Annotated in this window: 14 protein-coding genes and 1 tRNA gene; all 15 read left to right on the top strand. The window is 53.9% G+C overall.

The genetic code is table 11. The features are described 5' to 3' along the window. The 15 genes from FYJ84_RS07275 (at position 1) to FYJ84_RS07205 (ending at position 14,697) form a co-directional block, all read left to right on the top strand. The gene (locus FYJ84_RS07275) at positions 1–915 is read left to right on the top strand and encodes a MinD/ParA family protein (protein ID WP_154406938.1); all 915 of its coding nucleotides are present in this window, start codon (positions 1–3) and stop codon (positions 913–915) included. 96 nt (positions 916–1,011) lie between these two features. Next, complete coding sequence (locus FYJ84_RS07270; RefSeq protein ID WP_154406937.1) at positions 1,012–1,692, top strand: flagellar brake protein; 681 nt, start codon at positions 1,012–1,014, stop codon at positions 1,690–1,692. 14 nt (positions 1,693–1,706) lie between these two features. Next, positions 1,707–2,939: a protein-glutamate methylesterase/protein-glutamine glutaminase gene (locus FYJ84_RS07265; RefSeq protein WP_154406936.1), complete on the top strand. Its 1,233-nt coding sequence runs from the start codon at positions 1,707–1,709 to the stop codon at positions 2,937–2,939. A 19-nt stretch (positions 2,940–2,958) separates the two neighbouring features. After that, positions 2,959–5,043 (top strand): chemotaxis protein CheA, encoded by a 2,085-nt coding sequence (locus tag FYJ84_RS07260; RefSeq protein ID WP_154406935.1) that lies wholly within the window; start codon positions 2,959–2,961, stop codon positions 5,041–5,043. A gap of 18 nt (positions 5,044–5,061) precedes the next feature. Beyond that, on the top strand, positions 5,062–5,529 hold the full coding sequence (locus FYJ84_RS07255) for a chemotaxis protein CheW (protein ID WP_154406934.1): 468 nt from the start codon (positions 5,062–5,064) through the stop codon (positions 5,527–5,529). A gap of 37 nt (positions 5,530–5,566) precedes the next feature. After that, entirely contained in the window at positions 5,567–6,184 is a 618-nt protein-coding gene (locus FYJ84_RS07250; RefSeq protein ID WP_154406933.1) for a chemotaxis protein CheC, read from the top strand. Between the two features lies 1 nt (position 6,185). Beyond that, positions 6,186–6,671 carry a chemotaxis protein CheD gene (locus FYJ84_RS07245; protein WP_154406932.1) on the top strand — a complete coding sequence of 162 codons (486 nt, stop codon included), beginning with the start codon at positions 6,186–6,188 and terminating at the stop codon, positions 6,669–6,671. 1 nt (position 6,672) lies between these two features. Further along, positions 6,673–7,098, top strand: coding sequence for a hypothetical protein (locus tag FYJ84_RS07240; RefSeq protein ID WP_154406931.1), 426 nt, complete (start codon positions 6,673–6,675; stop codon positions 7,096–7,098). Positions 7,099–7,121: 23 nt separating this feature from the next. Then, entirely contained in the window at positions 7,122–7,871 is a 750-nt protein-coding gene (locus FYJ84_RS07235) for a sigma-70 family RNA polymerase sigma factor (protein ID WP_154406930.1), read from the top strand. A 97-nt stretch (positions 7,872–7,968) separates the two neighbouring features. After that, positions 7,969–9,633: a DUF342 domain-containing protein gene (locus FYJ84_RS07230; RefSeq protein ID WP_154406929.1), complete on the top strand. Its 1,665-nt coding sequence runs from the start codon at positions 7,969–7,971 to the stop codon at positions 9,631–9,633. Between the two features lie 29 nt (positions 9,634–9,662). Then, complete coding sequence (locus FYJ84_RS07225; protein ID WP_154406928.1) at positions 9,663–10,010, top strand: hypothetical protein; 348 nt, start codon at positions 9,663–9,665, stop codon at positions 10,008–10,010. Between the two features lie 50 nt (positions 10,011–10,060). Beyond that, positions 10,061–10,891 (top strand): hypothetical protein, encoded by an 831-nt coding sequence (locus FYJ84_RS07220; RefSeq protein ID WP_154406927.1) that lies wholly within the window; start codon positions 10,061–10,063, stop codon positions 10,889–10,891. 81 nt (positions 10,892–10,972) lie between these two features. Beyond that, positions 10,973–11,048, top strand: a tRNA-Ala gene (locus FYJ84_RS07215). A 165-nt stretch (positions 11,049–11,213) separates the two neighbouring features. Next, entirely contained in the window at positions 11,214–13,865 is a 2,652-nt protein-coding gene (locus FYJ84_RS07210) for a cation-translocating P-type ATPase (protein WP_154406926.1), read from the top strand. A 169-nt stretch (positions 13,866–14,034) separates the two neighbouring features. Further along, positions 14,035–14,697 carry a TerC family protein gene (locus FYJ84_RS07205; RefSeq protein WP_154406925.1) on the top strand — a complete coding sequence of 221 codons (663 nt, stop codon included), beginning with the start codon at positions 14,035–14,037 and terminating at the stop codon, positions 14,695–14,697. Positions 14,698–14,993: the final 296 nt, after the last annotated feature.

Below are 14,993 nucleotides of genomic sequence, written 5' to 3'. Positions count from 1 at the left end.
ATGGAGGATCAGGCGACCAGGCTGAGAAAGCTTGTGGAACGAAAAATTTCTGGCGGCGCAGGGGGCCTGCAGAAGGAAACTGCGCAGGGGGGAACCTCCATGCCGCTGCCTGGCGGGGCACGGGTGATAGCCGTCACCAGCGGCAAGGGTGGCGTGGGCAAGACCAACCTGACGGTCAATCTTGCCATAGCCCTGGGCAAGAAGGGGAAAAGGGTGATTATCGTGGATGCGGACCTGGGCACGGCCAACGTGGACGTGCTGCTGGGCACCAGCTCCCGGAATACCCTGTTGTCCCTTGCCAGGGAGAATGTGCAGCTGGAGGATGTCCTCATCCGGGGGCCGTATGGCGTAAGCTACATATCCGGCGGCTCCGGCATGGAGCATGCCGGGGAGCTGACGGTCATGCAGCGTCAGATGATTTTCAGCAAGCTGTCTGCCTGCGACGAGTGGGCTGATATTATCCTGGTGGACACCGGTGCAGGCGTTGGCAGGAACGTGCTGGATTTTATCATGGCCTCTGACGAGGTGCTGCTGGTGATCACGCCGGAGCCTACGGCGCTGACGGACGGCTATGCGGTGCTGAAGTCATACCGCCAGCTGGAGGCTACCCAGCCTATCAGGCTGGTGGTGAACCGGGTCTACGATATGGTGGAGAGCACGGAGACTGCCAGCAAGCTGATCTGCACGGCGGAAAGGTTCCTGCACATGGAGCTGAAATCCCTGGGCTTTGTCTTTGATGATGCCAGCATGATGAAGGCGGTCAGGCGTCAGGTGCCCCTTTTGGCGGCGTATCCTGATTCACTGGCGGCAAAATGCGTGGAAGCCTTGGCAAATAGCCTTTTGTCAGGACGTCCGCAGCGGGTAAAGCTGGGCTGGCAGGGATTTTTGAGAAAATTTTTCCATAATATGCACTAATATTTTGCAATAGTAAGTATTTTTCGATAAAATAGATAGTGATAATTGTATTTTGATTTTTGGATTTGATTTGTGGTCAAGGGGTAGGTTTGCAAGATGAGAAAGGGCGAGAGAAAGCCGGCGGATATGGTGCTGAAGATAGGGGCGCGGCTGACATTTTTTCCGCTGAGCACGGAAAATGGCGTTGCCAGCAGAGTCGAGGATATATCCGGCAACAAGCTGATGGTTGCCATGCCGGTGGATGAGAAGGGCGTGCCGGTTATTCCCATGCCGGGAGAGGAAATGGTGTGCAGGATGGCAGGGGAGGGCTGCTATTACCAGTTCAGGACAGTGTACCTGGACAAGGGCAAGGCGCCGATTCCTGTCTGGTTTGTCAGGAAGCCTGAGTTTGTGGAAAAGGTGCAGAACCGGGAGTTCGTCAGGATTTCCGTTGATTATCCTGTGATTTTGCGGCCACTGGATGAGAATGGTGCCATGGGGGGCATGATTTTCACCAAGGCTGTTGACATCAGCGGCGGCGGCCTGGCCGTGATGAATGAGACTATGCTGCCCCTGGGCAGCAAGGCGGTGCTGGAGCTGGATAATATTCCAGGGGTAGGCATGCTGCGCATCACGGGCAAGGTTGTACGCTGTGTCAAGGTGGCTGCAGCAGGAGATAATGTTTTTCATGTGGGGTTCCAGTTCCTGGATTTGAGCAGGCAGCATCAGAATAGGCTGGTGAAGTTTATTTTTGATATACAGAGGCAGAGCCTGGCAAAGGGGATTGGCAAGAAATAATAGGGGGCGGTATCATGATTCGCGTAGTTGTTGCAGATGATTCGGCATTTATGCGCAAGGTGTTGTCAGACCTGTTTGAGAAGACGCCTGGCTTCCAGGTGGTGGGGACTGCCAGGGATGGCAGGGAAGCCGTCAAGCTGGTGGCGAAGGAACGGCCTGACCTTCTGACGCTGGATATAAATATGCCGGTGATGGACGGGCTCAGTGCCTTGGAGGTTATCATGAAGGACTGCCCTGTGCCCGTGCTGATGTTCAGCAGCCTGACCAAGAAGGGGGCTGACGAGACCATCAGGGCACTGGAGCTGGGCGCGGTGGATTTTCTGTGCAAGACCGGTGGTTCCATCTCCAAGATTGATGCCATAGAGTCGGAGATTATCGAAAAATGCCGCAGCGTGGCAGGGGCTAAAATAAATAAATCAAAAATAAATAAGAATATTTTTGCCAAAAAGCAGGAAGCTGGGAATTTAAGGCGAATTAATATATTTGAGAAGAAAGGTTACAATGTAGCCCAGCCTCAGACAGCTGCCTCTATAAAGCCGCAATCGGCTCAGGAGAAGCTGGCGGCCTCGGTGCAGCAGCATAAGCAGGGGCTGACCGGCATGATGGCAAAGCGGGATAATCCGCTGCTGAAGAAGAAGGCGGCGCCTGTTTACAGCAGCTACAGCAGCTCAGGCTCCGGCACGAAGCTGGTGGCACTGGGGACCTCCACAGGTGGCCCAAGGGCGCTGCAGCAGGTGATACCGAAGCTGCCGGGCAATATGCCCTGCGGCATGGTAGTGGTGCAGCACATGCCGGCAGGCTTTACCAAGTCGCTGGCGGAGAGGCTGAATGGCATGTCCCAGGTAACAGTGAAGGAGGCAGAGGATGGGGAGCCTATCCTGCCGGGGCATGTATATATTGCTCCGGGAGGTTATCACCTTACGGTGACAGGAAATGCTTCCAAGAGGGAGATTTCCTTGAATCAAGATCCTCCGCTGGCGTCCCACAGGCCGGCAGTGGATGTAATGTTTGACTCCGTGGTAAAATACGGGGGAGATATAGTTTCGGTTATTCTGACAGGCATGGGCTGTGATGGTGCAGCAGGTATGAAGAAGATCAAGAGGGCTGGCGGCTATGTAATAGCTGAGTCAGATGAGACCTGCGTTGTGTACGGCATGCCGAAATCCGTTGTAGAGGCGGGCATTGCAGACGAGATACTGCCTGTGGGACAGGTAGCGGATGCAATTATGAAGCGAGTTAGGAATTAATCAATCAGGGGGAATAGAAATGGAAACAAATCAGTACATGGAAATGTTTTTGGATGAGTCACGGGAACATTTGCAGTCTCTGAATGATGGCCTGCTGAGTCTGGAAAATGATCCTGAGGATTTATCTGTGCTCAATGAGATTTTCCGTAATGCTCATACCTTGAAGGGCATGTCAGCGACCATGGGCTACACCAAGACTGCCGAGCTTACCCATGACATGGAGAACCTGCTGGATATGCTCAGGAAGGAACAGCTGAAGGTAAGCTCTGAGATTATAGATGTTATCTTCAAGTGCGTTGACTCCTTGCAGGAGATGGTGGAGAACATTGGCAACGGTGAGTCCGAGGACCTGGTGGATGTATCCGACCTGGTGCGCATGGTGAATGCCATCGCCAAGGGGGAGAGCGTCCAGCAGGAAGGGCCTGAAGCCGACGGCGGGGCAGCAGCGGCACCTGCGGCAGCTTCCGGCATGCCTGAGGGCTGCGAGCTGAATGACACCGATATGCTGGTCATCAAGGAGGCAAAGAACAGCGGCCTGATTCCTTACTGGGTGCATGTGGAGATTGCTGATACCTGCCTTTTGAAGTCTGCCCGCTCCTACATGGTCATGAACGTGCTGGATGAGCTGGGGGATGTCATTAAGTCCATTCCGCCGGCACAGGATCTGGAGCAGGAGAAGTTTGACCACAGCTTTGATGTGTGCCTGGTAACGGATGCGGATGCCAAGAAGGTGGAGGATGGCGTGACGGCTATCTCCGAGATCTGCGGCGTGAAGGTAACGGAGATTAACCTGGAGGAAGCTCCTAAGGAGGCACCGGCACCTGCTGCGGCACCTAAGCCGGCAGCCCAGGCAGCGGCTCCTGCAGCAGCGCCTAAGGCAGCAGCTCCTGCCGCCAAGCCGGCAGCAAAGGCACCGGCAAATAACGCCAAGCATGATAAGAAGGCTCATGTGGCAGGCCAGTCCGTCCGGGTTGATATCGAGAAGCTGGATACCCTGATGAACCTGGTGGGCGAGCTGGTTACCAACAAGGTCCGCCTGGAGCAGATCGGCATGACTCATCGCCTGACGGAGCTGACAGAGACGCTGGAGCAGATGGACAGGGTGACTACCGACCTGCAGTCCGTAGTAATGAAGGTCCGCATGGTGCCTGTAAGCCAGGTATTCAACCGCTTCCCTCGCATGGTCCGCGACCTGGCCAAGGAGCTGAACAAGGATATCAACCTGACTATCGAGGGCGAGGACACGGAGCTGGACCGTACCGTTATCGACGAGATTGGCGATCCATTGATGCATCTGTTGAGAAATTCCCTGGATCATGGCGTGGAGCATCCTGACGAGCGCGAGGCCAAGGGCAAGCCGCGTACCGGCGAGGTAGGGCTGATTGCCCGCCACGAGGGCAACAACGTTGTCATCATGGTTACTGATGACGGATCCGGCATCAATGCTGACAAGATCCGCAACAAGGCTGTGGAGAAGGGCATGATCAGCCGTGATGAGGCGGATGCGCTGCCTGATGCTGATGCAGTAAGGCTTATCTTCCTGCCGGGCTTCTCCACTGCGGAGCAGATTACGGACGTATCCGGCCGTGGCGTAGGCATGGACGTGGTGCGCAGCAAGATTGAGTCCCTGGGCGGCCATGTGGATGTTGAAACCAAGATTGACGAGGGTTCCGTATTCAAGATCAAGCTGCCTCTTACCCTGGCTATCATCCAGGCTATGCTGGTGAAGGTGCAGGATGAGATGTACGCTATTCCTCTTGGCTCCATTGACAGCACCATCAATATTACGCCTGATGACATCAAGACCGTCCAGAACAAGGAGGTCATCGTAATCAGGGGACAGATTATCCCTATTACCCGCCTGAACGAGGTACTGAGCGTGCCGAGGGGCAAGGAGGCTACTGATGAGGATGATATCTTCGTGGTAGTAGTCCATGTAGGGGATCATAAGATTGGTATTGTGGTGGACAACCTGATTGGTCAGCAGGAAATCGTTATCAAGACGCTGGGCAAGCTGCTGTCCGGACTGAAGATGCTGGCCGGTGCTACCATCCTGGGTGATGGCCATGTTGCCATGATTCTGGATGTCAGCGCGTTGATGTAATCAAGGGAGGTATGGAAGATGGCTAAAGAGGATCAGGTAGTGGCTGACGGCGAGGTACAGGTAGTCGCCTTCAAGCTGAGAAACGAGGAATACGGCTTTAGTATTTTGAATGTTCAGGAGATAAAGAACCTCAGTGATATTACCAGAGTTCCATTTGCTCCTGATTTTATCAAGGGCGTTGTCAACCTGCGTGGCAGTGTGCTGCCGGTGATTGACCTGAAGAAGCGACTTGGCCTGGAGGATACTCCGTATACGGCCAACACCCGTATCGTCATCGTGCAGTATGACGAGGTGTATGTAGGCATGCTGGTGGATGCTGTGACAGAGGTGCGTACCATCAACGCGGATGACATTGATACAACGAGGGCTATTACTGCTGGCAACGATGCCAGCTCCAAGTTTATCTCCGGCATCGGCAAGGTGGATGGACGACTGATTATTCAGCTGAATATCAGCGAGATTATGGGTTTGAGCGGCGAGGAGTAATCCTCGCCTCATGAAATAGATTGGTGGGATAAAGGAAATGTCAGATGATGTTGCAAACCTTTCTCCGGTGCAGATGGATGCGCTGCGGGAGATCGGCAATGTAGGTGCAGGAAACTCTGCTACCGCGTTGTCACAGATCATAAGCCGCCGCATTGATATGGATGTGCCGAGAGTATCCATAGTTCCGTTGGATGAGGTGCCGGACCTGGTGGGCGGCCCTGATACGATGGTTGTGGGCGTGTTCCTGAGGGTGTACGGCAAGGCACCAAGCAATATTTTGTTCCTGCTGCCGAAGGAAAGTGCTTTTTATCTGGTTGATATGCTGATGGGGAAAACACACGGTGATACCCAGAAGCTGGATTTTATGGATGAATCCGCATTGATGGAGATAGGAAATATCCTTTCAGGTGCTTACCTGAATGCATTGTTCAATTTTACCAATATTTCCTTGCTGCCATCTATTCCGGCCCTGGCCATGGATATGGCTGGTGCTATTCTCAGTGTTGTGTTGGTTCAGCTTGGTCAGATGGGTGACCATGCCTTAGTTATTGAAACTGAGTTCAAGACAGATGATGACGGTATCAAGGGACATTTCTTCCTGGTGCCGGACCCTGGCTCTTTGGACATAATTTTGCAAGCAGTGGGAGTGTCGTGATATGCCAGAATTAATCAAGGTTGGCATGGCAGATTACAAAGTTGGCCGTGCGCCAGATACCTTAATAAGCTATGGTCTGGGTTCCTGTATCGGCATCTCGCTGTATGACCCTCAGACGAAGATAGGCGGGCTGCTGCATATCATGCTGCCGGACAGTAATCAGTCCAGGGCTAATGAGAACAGGGCGAAGTTTGCAGATACGGGGATTCCGGATATGTTGGAGGAACTCATCCGCATGGGAGCGGCGAAGTCCAGGCTGGTGGCAAAGCTGGCAGGGGGTTCCCAGATGTTTGCTTTTGCCAACGCATCGGATATTATGCGTGTAGGCCTGCGCAATGCATCAGCTTCCAAGGAGATATTGAAGAAGCTGTCAATTCCTATTGTGGGTGAGGATACTGGCGGCAATTACGGCCGCACAGTGCAGATAGACTTGTCCACCGGTGTCTATAAGGTTAAGACTATAGATAAGGGCGATAAGGAAATTTAATATGATTGATAAGTGTAAATTGGCAGCGTCATTGGGGTTGGCAGCCTTGGCGGGACTTACGGCCATGGCTGCCGGGCTGATGAGTGAGGCGCGTGCCTCAGTAGTTTTAGGGCGCACCCTGTGCAGTTTCTTAATCACCGGTGTACTGGTATATATCGGTGTTTTTCTGTTTGAAAGATTTGGCTACCGGGATATGATTGATGAAACAGAGGCGGCCATGGCTGAGCTTGCGGCGCAGGAGAAGGCTGCCGGTGAGGAGCTGGCGGCAGATGCCGCTGATGGCAGGGCTGAGACTGACGGTGGCCAGCAGCATGCAGGTACGGCAGAGGAGGCGGCGGAGCCTGGAAATGGCTTTGAGCCTTTGCAGGCGGATTCCCTGCGCCGTGTAGTTGGCAGCGATGACAGCGGGCAGGGTGATACCAGATAGCAATGTAATGGTGGTGAGATGTTTTGCAGCAGGAAAAGGAGTCGGCTGAGGAGATAAATGAGCTTTGGAGCCTGTATGGCGAAAACCGCAGCATGGAAATTCGCAACCGGCTGGTGGAGCATTATCTGCCTCTGGTGAATATTATCGCAGGCAGGTTGGCTATGAGTCTGCCATCTCATGTTGACAGGGATGATCTGATTATCAGCGGCTATTTCGGCTTGATGGATGCTGTGGATAGATATGACATCAAGCGTGGGAATAAGTTTGAGACCTATGCAGGCATCAGGATAAGCGGTGCCATGAAGGATGAGCTGCGCTCCAGGGACTGGATTTCCGTGTCCCTGAGGCAGAAAATCCGCAGGTATGAGTCGGCAGTGGTGGAGCTGGAGGGCAGGCTGGGCAGGTCTGCCACCGATGAGGAGCTTGCTGAGCGGCTGGAAATGAGCATTGAGCAGGTTCACCACCTCGAGCGGCAGATTAATGCGGCTACGGTTATTCCCCTGGGGGAATACATGAAGTCCGAGGCGGCCATAGCTGTGGATACGGATCCCCACAGGAGTGCGGAGTATATTGAGACACGGGAAACCTTGGCAAAGGCTCTGGATGAGTTGACGGAAAAGGAAAAGCTAGTAGTTTCCCTTTATTATTATGATGAGTTGACAATGAAGGAAATCAGCTTGATAATGCATTTATCAGAGGCGCGGATTTGCCAGCTGCATACCAAGGCAATGTTTAAGCTGAGGGGCTTTCTGGCAAATATAGACGGCATCTGATATATTTGAGATAGATGAAAAGCGTCCGGTTATTGTAAAGATAACGGGTGCAGGGGTGGCAGGGACGCCGCCGTATCTGCATCAGGGAGGGCTGTACATGGATGATCATAAGATAATAGCAAAGGTTGGCGGCAGTGAAGAAGGGTATCTGTTTGAGTTCTGCTCTGATGGTGTTTTTCTGACCGTATATCCCAAGAGTGAAAAGGGCCTGATGTTTGAAATGTCAGATATGCGGCGGGTGCTGAAGGACTTCAGTGTGGATGACTATGACCTGAAGCTGCTGACTGACACGCTGAAGGAGAATAGCGGCGAGCCTGTGCTTTTGGGCAAGAAGTTTATTTTGCCGAAGGAGTTTGAAGGGGCTGTGCTTGATGAGGAAGCTGCTGAGGCGGTGAGGGAGCATGTGGTGTACGGTGCAGCCATCGTAGAGGTGGCGCCGGACAAGCTCAGTGCTACCCTGCGCTTTGACATAGGTTCCAGGGAATCTGTGCCTACCCTGGAGATGATTATGGATGCAATCCGCCTGCGCAATGTGAAGTTCGGCATTATGCCGGATGCCATAAAGGAAGCCATGGAAACCAGGCGGCCTACCGTGATTGCCAAAGGTGAGCCTCCTCAGAATGGCAAGGATGCCGTCATTGACAAGAAGTTCAATATAGGTGAAAAGGGTGTGCCGGTGGTGGATGAGCATGACCGGGCGGACTACAAGAACCTGAATATGTTCCTGCGGGCTGTGAAGGGGCAGGTGCTGGCGGAACGCATTCCCCATACCAAGGGGATCCCGGGCACCAATGTCTATGGTGACAAGATAAATGCCAAGAACGGCAAGCCGAAGCCGGTGCCAAATGGCAAGAACACCATCGTCAAGGACGAGAATTTCGTGGTTGCCGATATGGACGGCCAGATTGTGGACAAGGGCAGCAAGATCGATGTGGATCCGCGCCTGGAAATCAAGGGCGATGTGGGCATGGCCACAGGTAATATTGATTTTGATGGTGCCATTGTGGTAAATGGCAATGTGGAAGCCGGTTTCGTGGTGAAGGCGGCAGGTGATATTGAAATCAAGGGCATGGTCAGCGGTGCTGATGTGGAAGGGCGCAATATTTTCGTCAAGGGCGGCGTGCAGGGCATGAACCGGGGCCGCATCAAGGCTCTGGAGGATTTCCGTGCCTCCTTTGCGGAAAATGCGGATATTGAGGCATGCGGCGATATCTATATTCAGGATGTGGCCATGCATTCCACCATCAGGGCAGGCCATCATCTGGTGATGGATGAGGGCAAGGGGCAGATAACCGGCGGCAACTTGGCAGCCGGTGAGGAAATCCGTGCCAAGTGCATCGGTAATGAGGCCAATGTCATTACCCGTGTCAGCGTGGGCGTGAACCCGATGCTCCAAAAGGAGTATCAGGCCGTGCTGAAGGAGTACAACGAGGCCAAGAAGCGCCAGGAATCCCTGAATAAAACCCTGAGCACCCTGGAGAAGATTGACATGAACCAGCTGCCTCCTGCCAAGGTGGAGCAGCTGAATGCCCTGGTGCGCTCCCAGTTCCCCCTTGCCGGTCAGGTGGAGCGGTGCGAGCGCAGGCTGAGGGAGATTGATGCGGAGCTGCAGAAGATGCGTAACGGCAGGGTAAGGGTGCTGGATACCATGTACCCGGGCGTAAGGCTCAGCATTAATTCCATCATAAAGAATGTACAGGTCAAGGAGACTCATTGTACCCAGTATGTGAAGGATGACTTTATCGTGGTTGGTGCTTATTGATTTTGTGGTATTTTTAGGAGCGATGGCTTATGGATTTTGCACCGATGAGTTTGCGGATGATGGTACCTCACGCCAATGATGTGGGGGAAATACAGCACAATATGAACCAGCAGGCAGCTATGCAGCAGGATTTCAAGGCACTGCAGCAGAAAAAGCTGATTGAGAGGCAGCAGAGCCAGGTGCGTACCAAGGATGAGGCCGAGGGCGAGAAGATTAAGGATAATCCTGAGAAGAAGCAGGGCGGCAGGGAACGGGGTGCCCGGAAGAAGAAGTCCCCCAAGGAGATTATGGAGGCCCAGGGGGTTACAGCCGATACTCAGGAGCCGCCTATGGCGGTGGATCACTTCCGGGGGCGCAGCATAGACATCAGCTGCTAGCCCCGGGGGTTGGCTTGCCATGGGCGGTAGATTTGCAGGTGGGGTTATAGATGACCACAGAGATATTAGGATTTATTATTATTGCCGGGGCGGTGATTGTCCTGGTTGCCAGGCATCAGCTGAGCAGGGCGGAGGATGACCCGGAAGTGCTGGAAGCGGCTACAGGCCGTCTCCGCTATGAGCTGGAGCAGTCGGCAGATGAGATTATCAGTCGCATGACGGAGCATGTTGACCGGCTGGAAAGGCTTTTGCGTGAGGCTGACTACAAGGCGGAGGTTCTGCAGGAGAGAATCCGTCAGCTGGAAGCCTTGCAGGGTGCGCAGGGAATGCATGGCATGGAGGCCGGCGCGGCCTATCAGCCTCTGTCCGGTGCGGAGCGGCAGGGGGTGGATTATCTGACTGTCAGGGCGGCAGCGGATGCATCTGCTGCAAATGTGAATGCTTCGGCAGGAGCCGCCTCTGTCCGTGAGCCGGGCGGCTACGGCATGCCGTCTATGAGCGAGTCGGACAGGCGTGCCTGGGAGCTGATACGGGAGGCCTCCATGGAGCTGGAAGCTCAGTATGAGGCCCAGTCCAATGCTATGCAATCAGCCCAGCAGTCTGATGCCCTGCAGCAGGCGGTGGATATTCAGACAGGCAATCTGGACAGCTATGTGAGCGGCAGCAGCTATGCAGCTGAGACGGCAGATGAGCTGGGGTATGCCTACGACGAGGAAAAGGGGCTGGATACCGAGGCGGCTGCCAGGCAGGCACGTCAGATGCTGGCACAGGGCTTTGAGGTGGATGACATTGCCAGGGCAACGGGCCTGGGCATCGGGGCGGTGCAGCTGATCAGGCAGATGGAGGCCCGTCAGGCTGTCAACCGGGAGAAGGAAGGCTGATTGCCGGATAAAAAAAGCAGGGATTAATTTTAAATTGCTTGACAATAGTAGTGTGATTCGTTTATAATACTACTTGTCTGTGGGGGCATAGCTCAGCTGGGAGAGTGCTTGACTGGCAGTCAAGAGGTCAGGGGTTCGAACCCCCTTGTCTCCACCATATTGATATCATGAGGCTTCGGCATTTGCCGGAGCTTTTTTGTTGTCCGCAAAAATACCTTCCGGGGTGCTTGGTAAATATTTTCGGCATGGCTATTTTTTTGTGGAGGGGAATGTTGTATAATGAAAAAGTATTTTTTTGTGTGTTAGCTAGGGAGTGATACAGATGGAATTACGAGGCTTGACAGAGGCAGAGGTAATAGAGAGCAGGGCACAGCACGGCAATAACAGCCTGACGCAGATTATGCCGGAGCCTCTGTGGAAAAAGGTCCTGCATGGCTTCCGTGACCCGATGATCATGATTTTGCTGGCGGCACTGGTCATTCAGGCGGTTCTGTACTTTTTGGGGCAGGCGGAGTGGTACGAGGCAGCCGGTGTGCTGATTGCCATCTTGCTTGCCAATGGCGTGGCGGCAATCAGTGAAAGCCAGCAGGAGGGCAAGGCTCTTTCCCTGCGGGAGGAGGAGGCTGCCAAGGATGTGACCAAGGTTCTGCGTGAGGGCGTCCTGCAGGAGATTCCTGTCAATGATGTGGTGGCTGGCGATATTGTTTTCCTGCAGGCAGGCGACCGCATTCCGGCAGACGGGGAGCTGGTGAAGGGCCGGGCGAAGCTGGACCAGTCGGTGCTGAATGGCGAGACGGAGGAAATCACGAAAAAGCCTGTGCCGGAGGGTGAGGCTGCTTCGTATGACAGGCTGGATTTGCTGAACCCTCACTATGTTTACCGTGGCACGGTGGTGTGCAGCGGTGAGACCTATCTGGCAATCAAGGTTGTGGGGGATGACACCCTGTTCGGGCAGCTGGCCTTGGAGGCTCAGTCCAATACCAGGAAGACGCCTTTGCAGGTGAAGCTGGGCAGGCTGGCCCATCAGATTTCCACCTTCGGCTATGTGGGGGCAGTGGCTATCGTGCTGGGGATTTTGCTGAAGACTTTTGTGACAGGCCAGCTGCCGGAGGGGCTTTTTCAGTGGATACGCCTGATTATGGATGCGGTGACGGTGGCGGTAACGGTGATTGTCTGTGCCGTGCCGGAGGGGCTGCCCATGCTGACCTCCATGCTGCTTTCAGCCCAGAGCCTCAAGATGGAGAAGGACAACGTGCTGGTGAAGAAAATCAATGGCATGGAAACCTCCGGCAGCCTGAGCATCCTGTTCAGCGACAAGACGGGAACGATTACGGAAGGGAAGCTGTCTGTGGCGGAGCTGGCATCAGGTGATGGCAGCGTGCTGTACCGTGCCTGTGATGATGGGGACGGGCATGAGGAATGTGCCGTGAGGGATTTCCAGGGCATAAGCAAGGAGTATCTGCACCATCTCCTGCTGGGGCTGGGGCTGAATAACAGTGCCAGTGCCAGTGGCGGCAAGGTGATTGGCGGCAACAGCACTGACCGTGCCATCATGGGTTTTCTGGCGGAGAAGGGACTGGCAGGCCAAATCGATAAGCATCTGGCGGCGGATTGCCGGTATTTTAATTCCCACGACAAGTATGCCGCTGTGGAGATAAAAGGCACTGGGCTGACCTATGTCAAGGGTGCGCCGGAGGTGCTGATGAGCTGCTGCCACAGCTATTATGATGCCAATGGCAATTTGCATCCTTTGCCAACTTTGAATAAATTGCAGGTGTATGCCAATGAGCAGGCAAAGCGTTCTATGCGCCTTCTGGCGGTAGCGGCAGGCAGGACAAGGCGCAATGAGGCCGGAGAGCTGGTCATGCCGGAGGAGCTGGTGCTGGTGGGCCTCATCAGTATCAGGGACAATCTAAGGCAGGAAGCGGTGGCTGCCATTGAGGAAGTGCAGAAGGCCGGTATCCAGGTGGTGATGGTGACCGGGGACAAGCGGGAGACTGCCATGGCTATAGCCAGGGAGGCAGGTCTCCTGAAGGATGAAGGGGAGCTTGTCCTTACATCATCCGACATGAATTGCCTGACGGATGATGAGCTGAAGGAAAGGCTGCCACGGCTCCGGGTGGTGGCAAGGGCACTGCCTACGGATAAAAGCCGTCTGGTGCGGCTGGCACAGGAGCTGGATTATGTGGTGGGCATGACCGGGGATGGCGTCAATGACTCACCGGCATTGAAAAAGGCTGATGTGGGCTTTGCCATGGGCAGCGGTACGGAGGTTGCCAAGGAGGCAGGGGATATTACCATCCTTGATGACAGGTTTTCCTCTATTGAGAAGGCAATCCTCTACGGGCGTTCCATGTTCAAGAGCATCCGCAAATTCCTGATTTTCCAGCTGACGGTTAATGTGGCGGCGGTGCTGATCTGCTTTATCGGCCCTTTGCTGGGAGAAAATGTTGTGCTGACGGTAATTCAGCTGCTGCTGGTAAACCTGGCCATGGACACCCTGGCGGCTATTGCTTTTGGCGGTGAGCCTGCCTTGAAGGAATACATGCAGGAGGCACCGGTGCCACGGAGGGAGAGCATCGTGACACGGAAAATGCTGGGACAGGTAATGGCCTGCTCCCTGTATATCACGGCAATCTGCCTGGGGATACTGTTTCTGCCCTCTGTGCATCAGTTCTTCGGGGATGTGGACATTACCTATATGAAGTCGGCGGTTTTTGCCACTTTTATGATGGCAATAGCATTTAATGGCTTTAATGCCAGGACGGAAAGCGTGAATGTGCTGCAGCATATCGGCAAAAATAAGACATTTTTACTGGTGACGCTGCTGATTTTTGCCGGGCAGTTCCTCTTTGTGGAGCTGGGGGGCGAGGTGCTCAGCGTGGAGCCCCTGACAGTGAAAACCTGGCTGTGCTGCGGCGTTCTGGCGGCACTGGTCATTCCGGTGGACATGGTACGGAAGCTGCTGTCCTAAGCTGGCGGCCTCGTAGTGCTATTGAGGCATTGTATTATTGAGGTATTATGTTATTGTGCTGTTGTGCTATGGCTGTTACATGTAAATTTCAGCCAGCTTTTATAAAATAAAAATGCTGTGATTTTTTCATGGTGTTATTGAGTTTTTTGTTTGAAGGAAAGGATTTTGCATGGAACTTTTTAGTGTGGAGTTTTTTGGTGCGCTGATGTCCATTGTGCTTCTTGATCTTGTGCTGGCAGGGGATAATGCGGTGGTGATTGCCATGGCATCCCACAGGCTGCCGGATGAGATGCGGAAGAAAGCCATCTGGATTGGCACGGTGGGCGCCGTGGTGGTGCGCACTATCATGACGCTTTTGGCGGTGTATATTCTGACGATTCCTTATTTGCAGGCACTGGGAGGCTTGCTGTTGATTCCTATCGGCATCAAGCTGTTGAAGCCTGCCGGGCATGAGGAGCATGTGGAGGCTGCCGACTCCTTCGGCGGGGCGGTCAGGACGATTATCGTGGCGGATGCCGCCATGGGGATTGATAATGTGCTGGCGGTTGCCGGTGCGGCTTCCGGGAGCTTTTTGCTGGTGATGATCGGGCTGGTTATCAGTATTCCTATTGTAGTGGGCAGCAGCCAGCTGATTGGCAAGCTGCTGGACAGGTGGCCTATCCTGATTTATCTGGGCTCCGGCATCCTGGGCTGGACTGCCGGCAGCATGCTGTGCCATGACCAGCGGCTGGGCGTTGTGCTGGCCGATTTGCTGGGCAGCCATGCGTCTTATATTATGTCTGCGGTGCTGGCGGCATTCGTGTGCGGTGTGGGGTACCTCAAACGCAGGTAAATTTCAGTTTATCGTCGTGAAGGTACGAGACTTTTAGAACATTAACGGATGAGTTTTGTTGGTTTGTGGATTCTGTTCAGATTAAAAATGGGCTGAGCGGGACAGCTACCCATAGAAAACACGCTCGCGCTCCTAGTTGTACCTAGCGGATGCTAAACTCACGCTTCGCCTACGGCTCGCGTATCGTTAAGCACCGAGGTACAACAAAGGTTTTCTATGGGTACTGTCCTCACTCATCCCTTTCTTTGTCTGAACAGATATAAACAAAATGACAGAACCACATACATTATTTGTTA

It is taken from the genome of Anaerovibrio slackiae (assembly GCF_009695585.1).
Lineage (GTDB): Bacteria > Bacillota > Negativicutes > Selenomonadales > Selenomonadaceae > Anaerovibrio > Anaerovibrio slackiae.
Note: the sequence above shows the minus strand (reverse complement) of the source record. Positions and strands in the feature narration are given on the sequence as shown.